This is a genomic window from Kovacikia sp. CALU 1929, assembly GCF_056784235.1.
The window spans coordinates 1-22084 of record NZ_JBXBCF010000119.1; the positions used below are offsets into that span (position 1 = coordinate 1).

The 22084-nt window shown below is 49.5% G+C and carries 20 protein-coding genes and 1 pseudogene; 14 read left to right on the plus strand and 7 right to left on the minus strand.

The window, feature by feature from the left end:
- The first annotated feature begins 399 nt into the window (after positions 1-399).
- The 3 genes from rseP to rpsN all read left to right on the plus strand — a co-directional run bounded on the left by rseP (position 400) and on the right by rpsN (position 2976).
- Positions 400-1500: an RIP metalloprotease RseP gene (gene rseP / locus AC1S52_RS32465; RefSeq protein WP_482033190.1), complete on the plus strand. Its 1101-nt coding sequence runs from the start codon at positions 400-402 to the stop codon at positions 1498-1500.
- Positions 1501-1855: 355 nt separating this feature from the next.
- Entirely contained in the window at positions 1856-2572 is a 717-nt protein-coding gene (gene nth / locus AC1S52_RS32470) for an endonuclease III (RefSeq protein ID WP_482033191.1), read from the plus strand.
- Between the two features lie 101 nt (positions 2573-2673).
- Entirely contained in the window at positions 2674-2976 is a 303-nt protein-coding gene (gene rpsN, locus AC1S52_RS32475; RefSeq protein WP_482033192.1) for a 30S ribosomal protein S14, read from the plus strand.
- 89 nt (positions 2977-3065) lie between these two features.
- Here the strand turns inward: rpsN and AC1S52_RS32480 are convergent, their stop codons facing one another.
- A complete protein-coding gene (locus AC1S52_RS32480; protein WP_482033193.1) occupies positions 3066-3395 on the minus strand; it encodes a hypothetical protein in 330 nt (109 codons plus the stop codon).
- 355 nt (positions 3396-3750) lie between these two features.
- Here AC1S52_RS32480 and aat point away from each other — a divergent pair, with 355 nt between their 5' ends.
- From aat to AC1S52_RS32500, 4 genes are all read left to right on the plus strand, one after another.
- On the plus strand, positions 3751-4359 hold the full coding sequence (gene aat / locus AC1S52_RS32485) for a leucyl/phenylalanyl-tRNA--protein transferase (RefSeq protein WP_482033194.1): 609 nt from the start codon (positions 3751-3753) through the stop codon (positions 4357-4359).
- A gap of 158 nt (positions 4360-4517) precedes the next feature.
- The gene (locus tag AC1S52_RS32490) at positions 4518-5153 is read left to right on the plus strand and encodes a Coq4 family protein (protein ID WP_482033195.1); all 636 of its coding nucleotides are present in this window, start codon (positions 4518-4520) and stop codon (positions 5151-5153) included.
- On the plus strand, positions 5150-5785 hold the full coding sequence (locus AC1S52_RS32495) for a CatB-related O-acetyltransferase (RefSeq protein WP_482033196.1): 636 nt from the start codon (positions 5150-5152) through the stop codon (positions 5783-5785). Before AC1S52_RS32490 ends, AC1S52_RS32495 begins: the two co-directional genes overlap by 4 nt.
- 189 nt (positions 5786-5974) lie before the next feature.
- Positions 5975-6421, plus strand: a complete 447-nt coding sequence (locus AC1S52_RS32500) for a hypothetical protein (RefSeq protein WP_482033197.1) — start codon at positions 5975-5977, stop codon at positions 6419-6421.
- Between the two features lie 481 nt (positions 6422-6902).
- Here the strand turns inward: AC1S52_RS32500 and AC1S52_RS32505 are convergent, their stop codons facing one another.
- Positions 6903-7727, minus strand: coding sequence for a hypothetical protein (locus AC1S52_RS32505; RefSeq protein ID WP_482033198.1), 825 nt, complete (start codon positions 7725-7727; stop codon positions 6903-6905).
- A gap of 147 nt (positions 7728-7874) precedes the next feature.
- Entirely contained in the window at positions 7875-8999 is a 1125-nt protein-coding gene (locus tag AC1S52_RS32510; protein ID WP_482033199.1) for a methyltransferase, read from the minus strand.
- A gap of 888 nt (positions 9000-9887) precedes the next feature.
- On the opposite strand from AC1S52_RS32510, the pseudogene AC1S52_RS32515 reads away from it, so the two are divergent.
- Positions 9888-10016 (plus strand): annotated as a pseudogene (locus AC1S52_RS32515) (IS30 family transposase); the annotation flags it as partial.
- Between the two features lie 9 nt (positions 10017-10025).
- Here AC1S52_RS32515 and lexA read toward each other — a convergent pair.
- Positions 10026-10640, minus strand: a complete 615-nt coding sequence (gene lexA / locus AC1S52_RS32520; RefSeq protein ID WP_482033200.1) for a transcriptional repressor LexA — start codon at positions 10638-10640, stop codon at positions 10026-10028.
- A gap of 401 nt (positions 10641-11041) precedes the next feature.
- On the opposite strand from lexA, the gene AC1S52_RS32525 reads away from it, so the two are divergent.
- Positions 11042-12268 (plus strand): murein hydrolase activator EnvC family protein, encoded by a 1227-nt coding sequence (locus AC1S52_RS32525; RefSeq protein ID WP_482033201.1) that lies wholly within the window; start codon positions 11042-11044, stop codon positions 12266-12268.
- Positions 12269-12365: 97 nt separating this feature from the next.
- Here AC1S52_RS32525 and AC1S52_RS32530 read toward each other — a convergent pair whose 3' ends face one another.
- Positions 12366-13031 carry a PEP-CTERM sorting domain-containing protein gene (locus AC1S52_RS32530; RefSeq protein ID WP_482033202.1) on the minus strand — a complete coding sequence of 222 codons (666 nt, stop codon included), beginning with the start codon at positions 13029-13031 and terminating at the stop codon, positions 12366-12368.
- 399 nt (positions 13032-13430) lie between these two features.
- Between AC1S52_RS32530 and AC1S52_RS32535 the strand changes: the two genes are divergently transcribed.
- The 4 genes from AC1S52_RS32535 (at position 13431) to AC1S52_RS32550 (ending at position 17722) form a co-directional block, all read left to right on the plus strand.
- Positions 13431-13958, plus strand: a complete 528-nt coding sequence (locus AC1S52_RS32535) for a CPBP family glutamic-type intramembrane protease (protein WP_482033203.1) — start codon at positions 13431-13433, stop codon at positions 13956-13958.
- A gap of 122 nt (positions 13959-14080) precedes the next feature.
- A complete protein-coding gene (locus AC1S52_RS32540; protein ID WP_482033204.1) occupies positions 14081-15574 on the plus strand; it encodes an ABC transporter ATP-binding protein in 1494 nt (497 codons plus the stop codon).
- A gap of 41 nt (positions 15575-15615) precedes the next feature.
- A complete protein-coding gene (locus AC1S52_RS32545) occupies positions 15616-16620 on the plus strand; it encodes an ABC transporter permease (protein WP_482033205.1) in 1005 nt (334 codons plus the stop codon).
- Positions 16621-16732: 112 nt separating this feature from the next.
- The gene (locus AC1S52_RS32550) at positions 16733-17722 is read left to right on the plus strand and encodes an ABC transporter permease (protein WP_482033206.1); all 990 of its coding nucleotides are present in this window, start codon (positions 16733-16735) and stop codon (positions 17720-17722) included.
- Between the two features lie 442 nt (positions 17723-18164).
- On the opposite strand, the gene AC1S52_RS32555 is transcribed toward AC1S52_RS32550, so the two are convergent.
- Complete coding sequence (locus tag AC1S52_RS32555; protein ID WP_482033207.1) at positions 18165-18761, minus strand: Uma2 family endonuclease; 597 nt, start codon at positions 18759-18761, stop codon at positions 18165-18167.
- Here AC1S52_RS32555 and AC1S52_RS32560 point away from each other — a divergent pair.
- Positions 18760-18948, plus strand: coding sequence for a hypothetical protein (locus AC1S52_RS32560; protein ID WP_482033208.1), 189 nt, complete (start codon positions 18760-18762; stop codon positions 18946-18948). The two genes, AC1S52_RS32555 and AC1S52_RS32560, sit on opposite strands and share 2 nt — an antisense overlap.
- Positions 18949-18968: 20 nt before the next feature.
- Here the strand turns inward: AC1S52_RS32560 and acnA are convergent, their stop codons facing one another.
- On the minus strand, positions 18969-21848 hold the full coding sequence (acnA, locus tag AC1S52_RS32565) for an aconitate hydratase AcnA (RefSeq protein WP_482033209.1): 2880 nt from the start codon (positions 21846-21848) through the stop codon (positions 18969-18971).
- Between the last annotated feature and the right edge of the window lie 236 nt (positions 21849-22084).

Sequence of the window (22084 nt, forward strand, 5' to 3'; positions counted from 1 at the left end):
ACATCTCGAAAAAATGGACGATGCCGATTCGAGATTGGAAAGCAGCTTTAAATCGTTTTGCCATTGAATTTGAAGGGAGGTTTCCGATGTGATATTCCTCTCTTGACACAAACTACTTTACAAACTCCGACCTAAGACACCCCAAAGTCCCTTGGCATTGCGTCGGAAACCTCCACTCTCCACTCTTCACTATCATCACCATTGCACAGGTCAGTTCATTTCCCTATTCATACCCATGAATGCAGTGGACTATTTAGATAGCTCCGCCTCCAGATACGCCTCTGGAGAGAAATAGGTTGATGACAGAGTTGCATTCATGCCCTTGTACCCTTCACCCTTCCACCGTAGCCTCTAGAATAGATAGAACATCCAACAAAAACATTGCAGAATCTTTAAATTATGTCAGTTTTGGCAGCGATCGCCGTCCTTGCAGTTCTGATTGTGGTTCACGAACTGGGGCACTTCATGGCAGCCCGACTCCAGGGCATTTATGCCAACCGCTTCTCGATTGGTTTTGGTCCCATCCTTTGGAAATACCAGGGAACGGAAACGGAATACGCCGTCCGGGCATTTCCCCTGGGTGGCTTCGTTGGTTTTCCCGATGATGATCCGCAGGAGAATGGTATTGACCCCAGGGATCCTAACCTGTTAAAAAACCGTCCAATCCTGGATCGGGCAATTGTGATCAGTGCTGGAGTCATTGCTAATTTGATCTTTGCCTATTTCCTGTTGGTGGTTCAGGTGGGCACGGTGGGTGTGCAGAATTTTAATCCGTTACCCGGTGTCGTTGTGCCGGAGGTCAAAACGGAGCTTAGTTCAGCCGCCGCAAAGGCAGGTATTAAAGCCGGTGATATCATCCTGGCAGTTGATGGCAAAGAACTGAATACCCCTCCGGAGTCTACAAAGACTTTGATGAATGCGATCCAATCCAAGCCAAATCAGCCCATCGAGTTGAAAATACAGCGGGATGGAAAGGAACTACCTCAACCACTCGTAGTCATCCCTGAAATTTCGGAAGATGGTCGTTCCAGAATTGGCGTTCAGCTTGCCCCAAATGGCACTATTGAGCGGCGGCGTGTCAGTAATCCTCTAGAAGTCTTAAGTTTGGCGGCTGAGGAATTTCAGCGAATTACAGTGTTGACTCTGCAAGGCTTTGGTCAACTAATCACGAATTTTGGACAGGTTGCTGACCAAATTTCGGGTCCCGTCAGGATTGTAGATGAGGGAGCAAAGCTTGCCCGCTCAGATGCCTCCAATCTGTTTACCTTTGGGGCACTGATCAGCATCAACCTGGCAATTATTAACATTTTGCCGCTGCCTGCCCTGGATGGTGGACATCTAGCATTCCTGTTGATTGAAGGGCTACGGGGTAAACCCCTGCCCTCTAAGGTTCAAGATGGCGTGATGCAGACTGGCTTAATGCTGCTCTTGGGGCTGGGGATTTTCCTGATTGTGCGTGACACCACTCAGCTTGAGTCGATTCAACGACTGTTTCGATAAAGCAAGTTAGTGTTCCGTCAGGAAAATTTTGATGGGTCACAGACCCTCAAAATTTAACCCTCATTAACTTTCTAGGAGTTCGCTAACCGTCAAATTAAATTTGACAGCGTACTAACGGAATGTACAACTAATTTGCCCTCATCCCCACCCTTTTCCCCAAGGAGAAGGGCTTTCATGGTTTTTTCCTGTCCCCGCTCCCATCGGGGGAGGGCTAGGGAGAGGGCAGTTCTCACAGGCATTTCAGCAAAGTTGTCCATCGCGTTGGTAGTAGTTACTGCTCCCTAGTAACTCATTCACCCATCTACTCATCACCTCTCCCTCTGCTCCCCCTTTTCCCTGTCTTCCTGCTTCCCCAATGAGTGTGACTCGAAAAATTTCAGCGAAAAAGCAGCGGACGATCGAGATCCTGTTTCGGCTTAAACAGCTTTATCCCGATGCCACTTGTTCGCTCAACTATGAAACTCCGGTTCAATTGCTGGTAGCCACCATTCTTTCTGCCCAGTGTACGGATGAGCGGGTGAATATGGTGACACCGGAACTGTTTCGCCGGTTTCCAGATGCAGCCGCGATCGCAGCGGCGGATCCGCAAGAAATTCAATCATTGGTCAGGTCCACGGGGTTCTACCGCAATAAGGCAAAAAATATTCAGGCTGCCTGCCGCATGATTACGACTGAGTTTAGTGGTGAGGTGCCCCGGCTAATGGAAGACCTGTTGCGATTGCCAGGGGTGGCTCGCAAGACGGCGAATGTGGTGCTGGCAAACGCCTTTGGGATCAATATGGGGGTGACGGTTGATACCCATGTCAAACGCTTGAGCTATCGCCTGGGATTGACTGAGCATACGGACCCCATCCGGGTTGAGCGGGATCTCATGAAGCTGCTACCCCAGCCGGATTGGGAAAACTGGTCAATTCGGTTGATCTACCACGGTCGGGCAGTCTGTAACGCCCGGAAGCCGATGTGCGATCGCTGTGCCCTTGCCGACCTCTGCCCCTCTGCCGGATTGGCTCAAAAACCACTTTCCAGTCAACCAGAAGTGTTAGCCAATGCAGTAGAGGAAGCCATCAGCTAATTCGCCCTTGGTTGAGGGACAGAATCAAAAATGGGTTGGCAACTCTCCTCTAAATTTGCTAACATACTAAATTGTGTCTTCAGTGAGCAATGGGACGATAAATGGCTAAGAAAAGCATGGTTGAGCGGGAGAAAAAGCGTGCAAAGCTGGTGGAGAAATATGCCAGCAAGCGCGAAGAACTGATGGAACAGTTCACCAGTGCCACCTCTCAACAGGAAAAACTGACAATCCATCGCCAAATTCAACAGCTTCCCCGTAATAGTGCCCCCAGCCGGAAGCGTAATCGCTGCTGGGCGACGGGTCGCCCCAGGGGTGTTTACCGTGACTTTGGGTTATCTCGGAATACTCTGCGGGAAATGGCTCACCAGGGCTTGTTGCCCGGAGTGGTCAAGTCTAGCTGGTAGGGGATAAAGTTGTTAGTTTTTGGTTGTTAGTTGTTAGTCCGTTGTTTAATTCTTGCCTAACAACTAATTACTAAAAACGAATAGCCTCATCACTGTCCACAGCAGCGGTCAATTCCCAGGCTGTCTAACAAAAGATCGCTGACAGCATTAGCGACTGCAAATTCGCTAAAGAAGCTTTCAGAGAAATCAAAACTTTCCATCTCGGTTACGATCGCAATTACCAGCGATCCGAGATCATTTTCGCCCTCCATGCGCTGCCGGACAAAGATCTGGGCGGCGCGTTCTGCTATCTGGCGGTTGACTTGTTCTGGGATAAATTCCTGATTCAACCAGTTCAGTAAAGCACTGTGTAACCATCGCCCTTCCTGCTCAGGATTACGGGCTGGGGGTAAGGTGATGGGTGGAATGGGATCAGCCATCGGTTTAAGGGAGGCAGATGTCAGGTACCGGGGGGGAAGTAAATAGATAATAATGCGATGTGCGACTTTGCTGAAATGCCTGCAAGAACTGCCCTCACCCTAGCCCTAGCCCTTCGGGAGAGGGAACCAGAAATGTCCGAAAGCCTTTCTCCTTGGGGAGAAGGGTGGGGATGAGGGCAAATTAGTTGCACATCCCGTTAATAGTTAACAACTAGTAGAGCAGCACTTCTTTTTATTTTTGAATTTTAAGCTTTTCTTGACCAACAGAAGAATGGGCATCTTGATTAATCCAATTTTCCCATATTCGCAAAGGGTCTAAAAGATGGTTAAATTCCCTAACAGAAGCGTTAGTTAGGTGAGTAAGGGACCGCAGCCATTGAACGACATCAGGTTTGATATTGCAGCCATTGTCCAGGGATATGCTCAGGGCTACTTTTTGATGGCAGAAGAGGCAGAAGGTAGTCTGGGTTGGTATTCTAGCCGTCAACGGACCCTGATTCCGCTGGATCGACGGTTTCATTATCCGCGATCGCTCCGGCGTGTCCTTAACCAAGATCGCTTCACAGTTGCGGTTAACCAGGATTTTGCTGCCGTTGTCGAAGGTTGTGCCAACCGGGAAGTAACCTGGATTTCCAACGAACTCAAAGAAATTTACTTTGCCCTGCATCAAACCGGATGGGCACACAGTTTTGAAACCTGGCAGGGCGATCGCCTGGCGGGGGGAATTCTGGGTATTGTAATTGGGGGCGCTTTTATTGGGGAGTCGATGTTCTTTAGGATTCCTGAGGGATCTAAAGTGGCGTTAGTGAAACTGGTCGAGCGATTACAGGAGCGGCGATTTGTCCTGTTTGATGCTCAAATGATGAATCCTCACCTGGAGCGATTTGGTGCTTACATCATTGATAGTAAACAGTACAAAGACCTGCTCAGACAGGCACTAGAGCGCCAATGTAGCCTAGAGTAAGCCAGGATAACAAACCGCGCAACATACAACTCAGTAGCTAAAAACCCCGATGTCTTGGGAGAATTATTTAGTTGACTCAATTAAGCTCAAGCAGCCAACGGGGATCTGGAGATTGTCGCACAGGGCAGAATTAAAAAGGATGGTAAACGCGAACCAGCATGGTGAACACATTCAGCAAAATTCAGACAGCAATTCAATACAAAAACTCTGGAAATCTGGGTGATTTTGCCATTCTCAAAGCGGATGCTTTGGGGGCAAAAGTTGATCCAATGGTGGAGTCAAAATTGCAATCAGTCATTGGTTATCATCCTCCGATTGACCTGCACCAGTTAAGCCATTATCCAGAAGGTTCATTTGGACGGGGCTATGCCGATCACATGCGAACCAATCAGTTAGCCCCTTTCAACATCAGTCCTGAACTGGAAGAGGTGGCTCAACGAAATGTATTTGCGTTGCGATACGTGGTCACTCACGATATGTTTCACGTTTTGCTTGGATTTGATACCAGCTATGCGGGGGAAATGGGTGTGCTGGCATTTGCGGCTGCACAGGGCTATAGCAAAGCACTGAAGCTAAGTCTGGGGTTTGCACGGTTACTGTATCCCATGCTTGCACCCCAGCAATTGAAGGCTATTTTCACCAATTTGCATCAAGGGCAAGTGCTAGGTCAACAAGCAGAATTTCTGCTGGGTTATCGCTTTGAAGACCATTGGGAGGAACCCATCAATCGGGTGAGAGCGCAATTGAAATTACCTGAACTTTGCCCCACTCAAACTTCTGGAGGTAACCGATGACAGAACAATCTGGACCGGATCCCAACCGCCCCTATCCGATGGCGGATCATCGCCGCGTTTGTTTTATTAAAAGTTTCATCCGATCGCCCAACATTATCGTTGGGGACTACTCCTATTACGACGATCCGGTTGACCCAGAAGGGTTTGAACGCAATGTGCTTTACAATTACGGCGGCGATTGCCTGATCATTGGCAAATTTTGCGCGATCGCCACCCAGGTCAAGTTCATCATGAATGGGGCTAATCATAAGCTGGATGGCATCTCTACCTATCCATTTCCCATTTTTGGGCAGGGTTGGGAAACCGAAATCGATCAGGTGATGAATCTACCCAGTCGGGGAGACACTATTGTTGGCAATGACGTATGGATTGGCTACGAGTCCCTGATTATGCCCGGAGTCAAGATTGGTGACGGTGCTGTGATTGCCGCCCGCTCAGTTGTGGTAAAGGATATTCCTCCCTACACCATTGCTGGGGGAAATCCTGCCCATCCCATTAAGCAACGATTTAGCGATGCTGAAGTTGCCAAACTTCTAGAAATCCAATGGTGGGATTGGGATATTGCCAAAGTCAGCCGCAATCTTCATCTAATTATGGGCAGCAATATCCAGGCACTTTATGACGCAAAGTAGGAGACCTTTTTACAGCGGTTTTCAGCCAAGTGCCCCACAGGTGATGCCTTTAAATGAATGCGAAGCAATGAATCAGTGTGGCATACACAAATGTAAATGGTGGTAGGTGAATCTCTGCCTGAGGCACGATTTGAACCTGGTTTCAAATGCAGTAAAAATAGAATACGAAATTGACGGAGATTGTATTCTATGAAACTAAATTATTTTGTGAAAGGGGTTTCAACGGTAGGGCGTTGGGTTGCTACCGCTTTATTTTGTGTATCCGCGATCGCCTTTGTCTGGCAGGGTGCCTTTGTTGCCAATACCGCAGCAATGGCGGCTCCCCCATCTAACCTGATTGCCGCCGCCGATATGGGCAGTCGAGCACAGGGCAAAGCCAGTGAAGATGCGGGACGCACCAAGGGTTTCGTCCGTGATGCGGCTGATCAGGTCAAGAAAACTGCAAATAAAAATGCCGATCGGGTTGAACGGGCAACCGACGACAATGGCAGTTTCATTGAGCGCAAAGCGCAACGAGACACCGCTCGAATTGAGAAAAGAGCCAATGAAGATGCCGCTCGGACTCAAGAAGCGATCGACAACACAAAAAATGTTTTTGAACGTGCTGTCGATAACGTCAAGGATGCCTTTAATTAAACAGGCTTCAAATTACCACCTTTCAACTGCTAATGGAATCGTGGATTTAATAATTTCGCAAAGTGTGCAGACGGCTTTAACGGTAAGTCATCTACTGGATCACTTGATCGTAAACCCAATCCTATAGCAATTCTCAAACAATTGAAGTACACCCTATGCTTTGTCACAAGGGTCTTAACCCTTGCCTGTACTTCATTAGAAGCAGAAACGCTATATCAACCTGCAAACTTATTAAAATCCCATTCCAAAGTACGCCATTCCAAAGTGCGTGAGTAAAGCTCCCCGAATTCTCGATAAATTCGGGGAGCTTGGGAATGGAAAGGACACTCAGAAGTCCTGGCTTCCGTTCACAAAACAAGGATGGTACTCTTAGCTTCAGTCCAAAACTTGGCGTGGCCAATTTTGGGTATGAATTGAGAGTTGCATGAATTGAAGACTTTCAATTTATACGGCTATTCAGCATCACCGGGCACTGCAATCACTACACGACCGATTTTGCTTTGAGTGTCTGAGGACTGGCTTGGGTGACTTCCCGATCGCCTGCGATCGCCCGATGTACAACCGTTCCATCGGTAACATGCGCTTTGGGGAAAGGGCGATCGAGGGAATGGTTTTTTGAATACACCAATAGTCCGTTGTAGAAATTTGTGAACTGGGCAAACACAGTCTCAACCAGTTCAAAGGCTTTTGCTCTCTGCTCTTCAGTTAGCTGAATGCTGTCAAAAAATTGTTCCGTGTCTCCATGCTCCAGTCCAGCTTGAATGTGCCCGGTTTCGACCTGCAAATGATGATCACTAAAGTAGTAAGACCGCTTTTGTGTCAATTCTTGCAGTTCCTGGCTCAGTTGCACCAGTCCTTCTGCCAGGGCAGTGGTGCCCGTTGCTTCAATCGCCTCAATAATCGCCAACTTCAGAACTGGTTCCGTTTGGGCAGCGCATAGTCGTAGCAAATCGTAGGACAACTGACGGGCTTTTTGAGTTTCCTCGCTCCACAGAAACCGGAGCGCATCCGTAAACCGCAGGGACTGATCAATTCCTAGAATATCCAGATCTTTGACATACCAGACCCAATGACTGGCATCCTCATAGGTGTGCTGGTTAATCATGGTCTGAATTGGATCGTCGGTTGGTTCCTGACGCAGGACGTAAACGTTGAGATCCTTAAAACTCATGACAAAATGTGCCCAAAAAGGAATTCCGGATGCTCGCTGTTTCAGGTCAATGCTGCGGTCTTTGAGAAATTCAAAAAAAGGTAGACGCATAAACGCTTGCCTTCTTGTTTCAATCAGTTCCAGAACTTCCTTCATGTTGATACCTCTTACACGTTCACGATCTAGTAGATGGTTGTTGGAATCAGGTTGGACATTCAAATTGCCCAGGTCTCTCGGCTGCGCAGCCACGCCCTACACCATGCAGGTTGAAATCCTGATGGTGTTTTAGAAAAAATCTGTTCTTTATGCACAAACGCCTTCAATTACACTGACTGGAGAAGCCGTTGGCACAATGCGGGTTAAACGAAACCCGGAAGCCTCAAATAGTTGGTAATATTCCGCTTCGGTGCGTTCCCGTCCACCGGAAAAGATTGCCATCATTTCAACATCCAGTAATTTGCCAAAATGAGGGGCATCCCCCGCTGGAATCACCATTTCAACGATGAGTAGTTTACCGTTGGGGGCGATCGCCTGCCGAATGTTACTCAGAAATTTGATGCAGTCCTCATCACCCCAATCGTGAACAATGTGCGACAGGATATAGGCATCACCCCCGACCGGAATTTGTCCAAAGAAGCTACCCCCCACTACCTGGCAACGGTCTGCAACTCCCCGACTTTCCAGCAATGCTCCAGCACCCGCAACCACCTGAGGCAAATCAAACAACACCCCTTGCAAATGGGGATATTTTTGCAGAATGGAAGCCAGTAAAGTGCCATGACCACCCGCCACATCGACTAACTGATGAATGCCAGAAAAATCATAGGTGTTCAATACTGCCAGGTGGATAGCAGAACACCAACCAATCATCGCTTTATCGAACAGTGCCCCTGCCTGAGGATTCTTCTGGGTCAGATATTCAAAGGTGTCATCGACCTGGTAAAGCTTTTGCATCGCAGGTTGACCCGTTTTGACAATATTCAACAAATCACCCCAGCAATTCCATTGCCACTCGTCACTCATCGTCATGGATAACGGTCGTAATGAACCGGGAATATCACTCCGCAAATACTCTGCCGTTTCAGTCAGGGCAAAGTGGCGCGGTGTTACCTCGGTAAAAATGCCAAAACTTGCCAGAGCACGCAACACCCGGTAAAGGTGAGACGTTTGGGCACCCACGGTCTGGGCAAGTTCATCAACCGATCGGGTACCTTCTGTGAGCAAATCAGCAATGCCCAGGGAAGCTGCCACATGAATGGATTGGGTGAGCCAAACCCCCGTCATCATTTGCATCAAGGCAACAGCAGGAGGTGCTTCAGATGGCTGAATTGAGTTCTGGGGTTGCTGCCCAAAATTGTTGCTTGTCTCTAACTGCTCGCCATCCAATAATGTGGAAATTTTGGTGTTTTCAATATGGCTGATTGGCATGACCTGAGTCCTCCTGGATTTGCTAAATAACTGCACAGGATGTCTTTGCTTTCTGCATCACAATCTGTCCATAACGGCTAAAACAAGGAGGCTTCCCGGTTCAGACGCTATAGAAAACTGAGTTAGCCAATGCAAAACTTTGATGGAGATAGGGAAGGGCAACTAAAACCGCAGTCAGTCAAGCACATCCTGGTATCCACTGAAGTGGACTGAATCTGAATGACTGTAAATTCGATTAGCTGCGGGCGTTTCCTTTAATCTTCAGACTTCTTTCCAAGCCATCACTTGATAAGGGCGATCGCATCTAAAGTGTGCTTTGAAAACACAGATGCTCACACTTACAAAAAGATGCACTTGTGAAAAGTGTTGATGATCAAAAGGGATGCAAAAACCACCTTCCCAATTGGAAGAAATAGTTGATTGCGTCATCTTCAAATAGAGTGGATGCATTTCTGAGAGCGGAGTCTCTAGAAGCAACACACAGACTAATCTTCAGGGGCAACAAGTTTGATTTTCAGATTTCTCCGTAAATCACGAACGCTCAAGTTGGAGTTGACCGTATTTTTGAGGAGGCGGTTTGCCTCTGAATGCATGAAAGAAGTTCTAACTTTAAAGTTTCACCAAGCAAATCGGTGTAAACACTTGTTTAGCAATGTATGAATTGGTTAAGCTTTATAAGTGTTTATAACAGTACTTTCAGTGAAAGTACTGTTACCAGAAAGTATTAATTAAAAAACTTTACTAGCTAAAAAATAAATATCTCAATTTCTATATGTGCGGCTTTACTGTGGAAAAACAAAGCATAGCAAGCCTTTTAACCCAATGCAGGTTAATGAGTCAGTAACATTACGCAAAGCCTATAATTGTCTACCCAAAATGGGTGAGACTATCAAACCAGAGGAGTTAGAAAAAGCGGTGATTCTGATGAACAACAGACCTCGAAAATCGCTTGATTACAAAACGCCTTTCGAGGTATTCTGTGCTGATAAATCAGATGCTGATGCAGTTCAGATTTGAGTCGGTGCTTTAATAATCTCTCACCATCCCCACCAGGACTCCCTGAATTTGCACCCGTGCCGCATCGTCCACTTCAATCGGGCGATAATTCGGGTTTGCAGGCATCAAGGTAATGTGGTTGCCCTTTTGATAGAAATGCTTCAGCGTGACCCCTTCACCCTCGACCCTGGCAGCCACAATACTCCCTGGCTTAAGCTGTTGAGGATCGGTTTCGGGGCGGAGAATCACAATGTCATTGGGGCAAATATGGGCATCGATCATACTGTCGCCAATGACACGTAAGGCGTAGTTGTCTGAATGCCTCAATTTCTCTGGGACATCCAAAAGCTCTGGCTCATGGTCAGTGAAGGACTCAACGACTCCCCCAGCCGCGATCGTACCGAGCAGGTAAACGCCCTTATATTGATCGGGATCATGGAGAATCTGCACCGTCCGCATTCTGCCCTTTTCCCAGGCAATATAGCCTTTATCCTTCAGGCGTTGCAGGCGATTTTGAATGGGAGAATTGGACTTCAGCCCCATCGCCTCAACCATTTGCCGGATGGTCGGCGAATGTCCATGTTCTCGATTAAATTCAACAAGCCAGTTGAACAATTGTTGCTCAAGACGAGTTAGGGGTGGCATGTTCTACAATCTAGATAGTTTGCTTGTATTATAGTTCACCTGTATTAATTGAACCATCTTTTTTGAAAATTTGAAAAGTTTTGTCCAGCCGATCTAATGCCAGAGATATAAAAATGCCACAGACATAAGAAGTGGTCAGAAGGGTTATAAACTCATCCATATTGAGAGCCGTCGTTTTGCGCTTACCCTTTTCTTCTATGCCGAAGGTTTAAGCCCTCACCCATCTTGTCCGAGGGACTTTGAAATTTTCGACTCCCCTTCTCCCAAATTTGGGTTAGGGGTTGGGGGATGAACTCCTAATCTCTGACCCAAAACTATAAATCTACCTATCATCCCCTTGCCGAAATTTTCAGCCTCGTCATAATGGTGTCTTGTTTAGCGTTGCTGATGCTGTGAGGAGAATGAGAGTTGCTTTTTCAACCCTGGTGAGAAATCAAGCTGTAAGACGACAGCTTTTCGGGCTTGGTTTAGCCGTTTTGTGTGTGGGGACTGTACTCTGGATGACGCTGCTCTGGACAGGGCACACCTATCCTGCTGCTGCACAGGTTCCTTTGCGCTCAGAGCAGGTGGCTCAGGCTCAGTCAGTGGAGGAATTGCAACGCCACCAGCAACGACTTGAACAACAGCGATCGCAAATTCTAAAAGAGCGCGATCGGGTAAAGAATTTGCAAAAGTCTGCTGAAGGGGATCTTCAAGGACTACAGAAAACGATTAAAGCCACTGCCAATCAGATCAAAAACAGCGAAACTCAGCTTCAGAAAGCAACCCAACGCTTGAGAGCCTTGGAAGTCACCCTGGTCAAAGCAGAGCAGGCGTACCAGCAAAAACAGTTTGCGACCGTTGCCCGCTTACGGTTTCTCCAGCGGCAGCAGATGGAGCGTGGTTGGGCAGTGTTGCTGCAAAGCCAAAACCTGAATGAGTTTTTGGATCGCCGCCGTCAACTGAGGCTGATCTATGCAACCGACCGGGAAATGTTGGCGGGTTTGAAACAGGAAACCGATCGGATTGACCAACAGCGCCACCAGGTTGAGCAGAAAAAAAATGAAATTGCCCTTTTGACCCAACAACTGTTGGCTCAAAAGTCAGATATTGAAGCGGAAGCAGAATCTCAAAAAGGGTTAGTTGCCCGATTGAATACCGACAATAAAGCTCTGGAAGCGGCTGAAGCTCAACTGGCTAAAGATTCTCAATCGGTGACTCGGTTAATTCGGCAGCGAATTCCTGGAGGCATTGCCTATCGCGGCACAGGACAGATGCTCTTCCCCAGCCTGGGCGAAATTACCAGCGTCTTTGGTTGGCGAACTCACCCCATTTTGGGCTATCAGCGGTTCCATGCCGGTCTTGATATTGGAGCCGACCATGGCACCTTGATCCATGCCTCAGACGGTGGCACCGTGATCCTGGCAGGCTGGTACGGCGGTTATGGAAACACGGTCATTATTGATCATGGGGGCGGTATCACCAGTTTGTATGCCCATGCCAGTGAGCTTTATGTTTACGAAGGACAAACCCTGCAACGGGGGCAGGCGATCGCGGCGGTTGGCTCTACTGGACTTTCCACAGGTCCCCACCTGCACTTTGAAGTCCGCGAAAATGGGGAGCCAATTGATCCAATGGTGTATTTATAAGAAGCTGTAGGACATGGCTAATTTTGCCAATAAAAAAACGAGATGAATTTGAAACGATGCTTCAACTCATCTCGCTTTTGACCAATGCCTCCTACCCTTACTTTTTCAATGCCCGCCGCCGGCTGGCGGCTAAAAATCCACTGGCAGCTAAAATACCCATCATCGTTGCCGGTTCAGGAACAGCGGCTCCATTGACGCTGGCGGCTCCAATGGTTGCGCCTGAAAGACCTTCATTTCCTAGCACTCCGGCAAGCTCCGGTGAAACCAGCAAACTTCCCTGAACTGCCAGATTGTCATCTGCAAAGCTGAGACTACTGGGGGTTGCCAGATCAAACAAAATTGCGCCTGTTGTAATCGTGTCTTGAACAAAGAAGCCGCTCACATCTCCAATTGCACGAACCGGATCAAAGCCAATCGAGAAATTACCCAGGGTCAGGTTGTCATTGAAGGTGACAGAGCCAGTATGCTCAATCGTGCCACCCACCGGAGCAAAGCCACTCACATTGTCAAAGCTAAAGGTGAAAGTCGTTGCGGGAGTAATTGGAAAGCCGACCAGAAACTCACTGGAGACAGGCGGCACCGTATCACTTGCCCCTGTCAGAGACAGCCCCACACTTTCCAGGGTTGGCAAATCGAGAAAAACGCTCGTTACTCCAGAAATAAGCCGGAAATTAGCCGCATCTGCTGGCATAGGAGCTATGACAACGGCAGCTAACGTGGCGGTCGCCAATCCAAGCACAGATGGAACCTGATTAAATCTCATCGAAAAAACTCCAATTTACTGATTAGGGGGACTCTAAACAGACCTGAGCAAAACATGAAGTTATATTGCCAAGTATAGAGGAATTTATTAAGAAAAATAAAGATCGCAAACAGAAAAACTAATCTTTTGAAGATTCCACCCCTGGATGCAGGTTGGCGGATGAGTACACTCCTGCCTCTCCAGAAGGTCACTGGTTTGTCAACTTTGTATTTGTGAGTCTGGGATAGGAGAGAGGTTATTATTTTGGGGTTTTCAACCCACAAAATAATTCTTGCCACAAAATAATTCTTGACAGACTACTACGCTAGTGCAAAGAGATTTGGGTGAAGGACGATCGCCCTGCCAAGATGAGGCTGACACCAATCCAGGAGTGGCATTTCATAGGGTGTAAAAGAACTCATGGCTGAAAGAATTTTGAGCCGTTTGAGCAAAGCAATGCGCACAATCCCTGGTCAAAAGGATTGGTTGTGGGCGATCGCGCTTTTGCTGATGTATGGGCTGGTTTACTTACCGATTGGGTTTATCACAGGGTTTCTTTCCTGGCACCCCGAGTCATCTTTCTGGACAGTGCTGGGTGTGATGATAAGGGCATTTCTGATGCCAGGGCTAAATGAAGAACTGATGTTTCGGGTTTTGCCCATTCCCCATCCCACAGAATCGGTGCAGCCTGCGACCCGCTGGTTTTGGAGTTGTGCTAGCTGGCTGACATTCCTGCTCTATCATCCGTTCAATATTATTTTTGGCGCTCCAGCATTCTTCAGTAGCTCGGTGTTTCTTTTAGGAGCTGGACTATTGGGGGTCATCTGCACCCTTGCCTATCTCCGTAGTGGCTCTCTCTGGATTGCCGTCTTCATGCACTGGCTCATTGTCGTCATCTGGCTGTTGCTGCTGGGCGGATTGGAACGGTTTCAGACAAAATTGCCTTGATAGATACGAATTAGTGATTACAAAATGCCCATAATGTAACAGGCAAAGGAAGGATGAAGTTCTCACTCCCTCACCCTTTCCCTTACTCTCTCTCAACGGTGCCTGTTTCAAGGAATGGCTGAATGAAGGTTGAACTCGAAAATATCTCGAAGCGATTTGGGGCAGTGCAGGCGAATGACAACGTCTCCTTGCTGCTGGAAGCAGGCAGCATTCATGGATTGTTAGGGGAGAATGGAGCGGGCAAAAGTACCCTGGTTAAAGTTTTGAGTGGCTTTATTAGCCGTGATTCCGGCAGGATTTTGCTGGACGGGAAAGCGGTTGAAATTTGTACTCCAGCGGATGCGATCGCCGTTGGTATTGGCATGTTGCATCAGGACCCGTTGGACTTTCCCCCGCTCTCGGTTCTGGATAACTTCATGGTGGGTAGACTGGGACACCTGTTTATTAATCGGCATCAAGCTGTGAAGGAGTTTCAACGACTGGCGAGTGAGTTTAATTTCAAATTGGATGTGCATGAAAAGGTGGGAAACCTGACCGTCGGTGAACGGCAGCAGTTAGAAATTCTACGGCTGTTGTCCCTGGGAGTCAGCACCCTGATTCTGGATGAACCGACCACCGGAATTTCGGCTGCTCAAAAAAACGCATTGTTTGCAGCCGCAAACCAACTGGCAACCCAGGGTAAATCAATTATTTTCGTATCCCACAAATTGGAAGATGTGAACGAATTATGCGATCGCGTCACCGTTCTGCGTCAAGGAACGGTCGTGGGTGATCTGGAAATTCCCTGCCCCGACGAAACACTGGTTGACCTGATGTTTGGTCGGGATCTGGCACCACCGATTAAACCCAACACCTGTCAGGATGAACTGGCGCTCAGGCTGGAAAACATTACCCTGACCACCGATCGCCTTACGGTCAAAATTGGCAATCTCAACGTTTATCAGGGAGAAGTCATTGGTTTAGCTGGATTGGAAGGCAGCGGGCAACAATTAATGTTGCTATTCTGTGCCGGACTGTTGAAAGCCAGCAGTGGCAGCATTTACATTCACGATACAGAGATGACCAACAGCCCTTACCCCCATTACTTATGTGCAGGAGTCGGCTATTCTCCTGCCGATCGCCTGCGCGAAGGCTTGATTCAAGGGCTGACCATTCACGAGCATGTCTCTCTCAGAACCCCATCTAAAAGCTGGTTTGTGGATTGGAAAGAGACCCTGCAAAAGACGCTCTATGCGATCGACCTGTTCAAAATTCGCGGCAAACCTCACACTAAAGTTGAGCGCCTTTCCGGTGGCAACCAGCAACGCACCCAACTGGCATTGCTTCCCACACCCCTCAATTTACTGCTGATGGAACATCCAACCCGTGGATTGGATATTGAATCTGTTTTGTGGGTCTGGCAGCAGTTAATTGCCCGCTGTGAAGGGGGAACCGCCATTTTATTCACCTCCTCTGATGTGGATGAAATTATCCAGTACAGCGATCGCGTCATTGTATTTAGCGGAGGTGAGGTTTCTGAACCCATTGATGCCAAAGAACTGACCATTGATCGTTTGGGTCAAATGATTGGCGGCAAGCTAAGCGATCGCTACCAACGATTACCAGTGAGTAGCTAAAGGCTGCAATTACGATTCGGACAGGGAGCTAGAGCGACCGAATGTCAAAAACCATCTACTACCAGGCGGCTTCTCTTTTAATCGCCCTGTTCATCATTACCGTCATTATTTTGCTGATGGGTGCTTCTCCTGGGGAAGTCGTCAGCAAAATGGCGTTGGGTGCATTTGGCTCCCCCAATCAGGTTGCCCGTGTGATTGCCACCTTAGCCCCCTTGCTGTTGTGTACCAGTGGGCTGATGTTCACATTTACCGCCGGGTTATACAACCTGGGGATTGAAGGACAGATCATGGCAGGGGCGATCGCGGCAATGGTTCCCATTCGTTTATTTCAAGATATGCTGCCTGCTCCTCTGGTAATCCTGCTGGCAATCGTGGCAGGTGGGTTGGGCGGAGGACTCTGGGGTTTGTTGGCTGGACTTCTGAATGTTTACGGTCGTATCAATGAAATCTTTGCCGGGTTGGGGTTGAACTTTGTCGTAGATGGTCTGGCACTCTACCTGATTTTTGGACCCTGGCAGAAAGAAGGGGTTGCCTCCATGAGCGGCACCGAGCAGTTCAAAGCGTCCATCTGGCTACCGACGTTTGGCAACACCGAGGCAAGTCCCATTGCCCTCGGACTGGGATTGGTTGCCCTGATTCTGACCATCGTTGTCATGCGGGGTACCTACTTTGGCTTGCAGCTACGGGCAGTGGGGCAAAATCTACGAGCATCCTACGTTCTGGGCATTCCCTCCGTGCGCCAGTTGATGAGTGCGTTTGTGATTTGTGGGGCGTTTGCCGGAATTGCTGGTTCCCTACAAGTTCTAGCAATCTTCCACCGGCTCATTCCCAGTATTTCCAGCAACCTGGGTTTTCTAGCACTACTGATAGCGATGCTGGTCGGCTTAAATGCCTGGATGATTCTGCCCGTTGCCCTTTTCTTCAGCGCTCTTAATATTGGCAGCCTGCAACTTCCCCTTAACCTCAGCCTGGAATCATCCCTGGCAGGTGTGATTCAAGGAATGCTGGTACTCGCTGTCCTGTTAGGACGGGGTCTAGCGAGGTGAGGGGTGGTTAGGTGTTAGGTGTTAGGTGATTCTGATTCCTGCTTATCTCCGCTGTTCTTCTTAAATTCTCAATTCTCAATTCTCAATTCTCAACTCTTAACTTTTAACTTCTATGGATCCTGCCCAAATCATCGCCATTCTCTCGGTTGCGATCGCCACTTCCACGCCGCTGGTTTTTGCCTGTATTGGCGAAACGATTGCCGAGCGGGCGGGGGTGATTAACCTGTCTGCGGAAGGCACGATTATGCTTTCGGCTATGACGGGTTTTGCGGTTGCTAAGACGACCGAAGGGCTGGGCACTACTCCCAGTCTGCTGCTTGGGTTTGCCAGTGCAGCGCTGGTGGGAGCTTTGATTGCATTGGTGGTTGCGTTTGGGGCATTAACGCTGCGGCAGTCCCAGGTGGCGATCGGGTTTGTGCTGGCACTTTTGTGTGCCGATTTGTCCTCTTTTCTGGGCAATGATTTTGTTCGGATTCCGGGACCTACGGTACCCAGTTTTAAATTGCCCGTTCTACAAGACATCCCTGTGATTGGCAGACTGCTATTCCAGAATGATTGGCTCGTCTATGCCAGTTTTGCGTTAATTGCGCTGTCCTGGATCTATTTCTACCGCACCCGCGCCGGATTGATGCTGCGGGCGATCGGGGAACAACCCGCGGCGGCTTTTGCCAGGGGAACCAATGTCATCTGGATGCGCTACCTTTATACGCTGGTGGGTGGAGCGCTGATGGGAATTGCGGGAGCGGCGTTTTCCCTCGACTTTAAGGCGGGGTGGAGTCATCGTCACACAGCAGGTTACGGCTGGATTGCTTTAGCGATCGTCATTTTTGGAGGTTGGAATCCGCTGCGGGTTGCCCTCAGTTGTTATTTATTTGGCATTCTGCAATCTTTGGCGAGTCAGGCACAGAATCAACTTCCCGTGCCGACTCAGGTGATTACGGTGGCACCCTTCGCCTTGATGATTCTGTTTCTCGTCCTCACGTCCAGCGAATGGCTAGAGCGATTGCTCAAGCGGCTACCCCCCAGTCTTAGCCGGGTGGCGGCTCAAACCATCCACAGCACTCCCCCAGCGGCTTTGGGGAAAGCGTTTGAGCAAGACTAATGGAAAAAAAGAAGAAAGCCACAAATTGTAGGGTGGGCATCGCCCACAAAGCCCCGTAGTCAGAGCTTTTGGAAAATGTGGGCAGTGCCCACCTACCGAGAATTGCTGTAATGACTTTGGGGAAAGCGTTTGAGCAAGACTAAGGGGAAAAAAGAAGAAAGAAGCGAAAAGGCTTTGTTGCTTTGCAACAGATGAAAAAAACCGACAAACTCTCCGCACCTATCCTCCTTTGATGCCAAAGCATTGGACGGCTTTGTCCCTCTCTCTTCACGCGCTTTTTGTCCCGCTTTAGCTCCTACCCCCGTTGGTAAGTAGCTAGGTGTAATTAAATTAAAGATAGTTAGTTTTGGGGGTGGAGGGGGTGGAACCCCCTGCCTGGGGGCGCAGCCCCCACTCCCCCTTTTTACAATTAATTTGAACCACCTACTTATGACAGATCGGACTACTTCTGTTTTGCCTGTAATACCTGGGTAGCAGTCAAGTGCAGATCAGGAAATAGAGTTGAAACCAGAGGTTGATCGCCCTTAAAAATCGCTTCCTCATACAGCCCTTCCACCCACGTTAATACCACCACCTGTTGTGTAACCGGATCAACGATCCAATACTCACGAATGCCCCGTGCGGCATATTCCGATCGCTTGTAGCGATAGTCTCGCCGCTCATTCTCTGTTCCGGGTGATACCACTTCCACCACCAATGCAGGCGGCGGCATCTCCGGCATCAAGATACTGCGACTGCTTCCTCCCAGTGCAACGGCAGACTCTTCCGTTAACACCATTAAATCCGGCACCCGTGCCGTTGCCCGATATCCGGTCACAGCAATTTCTGTGCCCCGACGTAAGCGAGAAAAAGGAACGGATTGGAGAAATTGGGCGATCAGGAACATCACAATTAAATTGTTCAGATCGCTTTCTGTTGGCGTTACATGCAACTCTCCATTCTCCAACTCATACCGGATATCGGTGCCATCGTCGTAGTCCAGATACTCCGCCAGAGTCAGAAATGGTTGGGTAGGATGGGGAGCCGCAGCCTGGGTCATGGAAGAACCTCGATCACCAATCTATGCCTATTGTAATTCTGCTCCCTGTTATCGTTACGGTTACTGCTCGCTCGCCACCACTGCTGCTAATCGCGATCGCTGCTTTGGAGATTTTGAAGAGACCAAAAAATTTCCCTTTCCGCTTGACTTTCAAGACAATCGCTATAACCATCAGTCATTGTCCTAACCCTGATGGCGGCAGCTAGGTCACCTGCGTGACTGCAAAAGCTGACTCAGGACGTAGGGCAAAATGCCGTCATGCAGGAAATAATCGACTTCAGTGGTGGTGTCGATACGTAGGATGAGTGGAACGGTCTGGCTCTCCCCGTTGGGACGGTGAATCACCAGGGATATCACCTGGAGGGGGGTAATTTCCTGCTCTAAACCAACCAGGTCAAATTGCTCGCTGCCGTCGATCGCCAGGGACTGCCAGGATGTACCGGGCTGAAACTGGCAGGGGAGGACTCCCATACCAACCAGATTAGACCTGTGAATCCGCTCAAAGCTTTGGGCAATGACCGCCCGAATACCCAATAGCTTGGTCCCTTTGGCTGCCCAGTCGCGGCTGCTGCCAGTCCCGTATTCCTGCCCTGCAAAGATCAGGAGGGGGGTGCCCTCTGACTGATAGCGGAGGGCTGCATCGTAGAGAGACATCTGCTCACCACTGGGTTGATGCAGGGTGACACCACCTTCAACGCCAGACACCATCAAATTTTTAATCCGCACGTTGGCAAAGGTGCCCCGCACCATGACCTGATGGTTTCCTCGCCGGGAGCCATAGGAGTTGAAGTCATCGGGGGCAACACCTTCGGCTTGCAGGTAAAGTCCAGCCGGTGAGGTGGGTTTTATCGCGCCCGCCGGACTGATGTGATCAGTGGTAACGGAGTCTCCAAACAGGGCGATCGCCCTCCCCCCCCGAATATCCGCCACTGGCTCCAGTTCCGTCGAAAACCCTTCAAAGTAGGGTGGTTCCTGGATATAGGTGGAACTGGCATCCCACTCGTACAAATTCCCAGTGCTGCTAGGAATCTCTGCCCAGAGGGGATTTTGCTCTGCAAAGTTGGCATATAGCCGCTGAAAAGTGTCGGGATCCATCGCCGCAGACAGCAGGTTGTTAATCTCCTCTGGGGTCGCCCACAGATCCCGCAGGTATACTTCATTGCCCTGACTATCCATACCCAGCGATTCCTGGGTCAGGTCAATATCGACCCGTCCTGCCAGAGCAAAGGCAATCACCAGCGGCGGACTCATCAAGAAGTTAGCCTTGACGCTTTGATGCACCCTTGCCTCAAAATTACGGTTGCCACTCAAGACGCTGGCAACCACTAAATCATGGTCTGTGATCGCCGCTTCCAGGTGCGGTTCCAGGGGTCCACTGTTGCCAATGCAGGTGGTGCAGCCATAGCCCACCGTTTGAAACCCCAACTGATCTAAATAAGATTGCAACCCGGTACGAGTCAGATAGTCAGTCACAACGCGAGAACCAGGGGCGAGGGAGGTTTTGACGTAGGCAGGAATGGTCATACCCCGCTCCACCGCTTTCTTTGCCAGCAACCCTGCTGCCAGCATCACTGTCGGGTTGGAAGTGTTTGTGCAGGAGGTGATGGCAGCAATCACGACCTTTCCATGCCCCAAAGTCACCTGGGCTGGGGGAAATTCTCCAACCGGCACATCCGTTACTGCATCTGGAGTCGGGCGGTTTTGCATCATTTCAACTTCCGTCAGGATAGAAGTATCGCGATCGCTGCTCAGAGCGTCCCCCGTCGGTACGCGATCGGAGTTCTGCGCTCCCCCCCCTTTCAGAGGCTTAAAGGAATTTCCCATCCTGACTGACACGGTTTGCTGTTGCTCGGCTGGTGTTTTTTGGTAGCCATTCTCCTGCACGGACTTTTGCAGCAAATCCTGGAAGGTCAGCTTGAGTTGGGTCAGGGTAATTCGATCCTGGGGACGTTTGGGACCCGCGACGCTGGGAGCCACAGTCGCCAGATCCAGTTCCAGACTTTGGGAATACTGAATGTCGCCCGGTTGGGGCATCCCAAATAGCCCCTGTGCCTGAAAGTATGCCCGCAAGGTATCCACCTGGGTTTGGCTGCGCCCCGTTGCCAGCAGGTAGCGGCACGATTCCTCATCCACCGGAAAAAAGCCCATGGTTGCCCCATACTCCGGAGACATATTGCTAATCGTGGCGCGATCGGGAACCGAAAGACTGGCGGCTCCCTCCCCATAAAACTCGACAAACTTGCCCACGACTTTGGCTTGGCGCAAAAGCTCCGTCAATCGCAACACCAGATCGGTTGCCGTTACCCCCGGTTCCAGTGCCCCTGACAAATGCACCCCCACCACATCTGGAGTCAGAAAATAGACGGGTTGCCCCAGCATTCCGGCTTCGGCTTCAATGCCACCCACACCCCAGCCTACAATCCCCAAGCCATTGATCATGGTGGTGTGAGAATCCGTCCCCACCAGCGAATCGGGGTAGTAAATTCCATTTGCCTCCAGCACACCCCGTGCCAGGTATTCCAGATTCACCTGATGCACAATTCCAATCCCAGGGGGAACGATCGCAAATCCATTAAACGCCTGCATCCCCCACTTCAAAAAACGATAGCGAGCTTCATTCCGGTGAAACTCCATTTCCATATTCAGTTGCAGGGCATTACTGATGGCGCTGAAGTCTACCTGTACGGAGTGGTCTACAACCAGATCAACGGGCACCAGGGGTTCGACAATAGCCGGGTCATGCCCCATCCGTGCTGCTGCCGATCGCATCGCTGCCAGATCCACCAGCACGGGCACCCCGGTAAAGTCTTGCAGCAGAATCCGGGCGACGACAAAGGGAATTTCTGCCGTTCGTTCTGCCTGGGGTTGCCAGTTGGCAAGGGTATGAATATCCGCTTCCGTAATCCGCTTGCCGTCATAGTGGCGCAACACCGACTCCAGCACAATTCGCAAACTCACCGGCAGTTGAGAAACTGTGCCTACGCCTGCCCGTTCAAGTTGCGGCAGGGAGTAGAAGCGGGCAGTTTGTCCTGTACTTGTTGTGAATTCCTGAAGTGTATCAAATAGGGAATGGGGAGACGTTGACATGGTTGGGGTTCCTCTGGAATTTGCAGCCTCAGCTTGCGTTTCTAGTTCGCCAAAATTCAAGGTTTTGTAACCATAGGTGGGTTTAGCGATCGCACTCACCCAACAGTCCAAAAACCTCGATGTTGCGTAATTGTGTACTTTGCAAACTAGAAGCCATTTGTCTACAGATTTGTAGCAACCGGATTACGGTATTAATTACGGTATTAACATAGAGCCGTAGCTAGTTGGAATTAGCC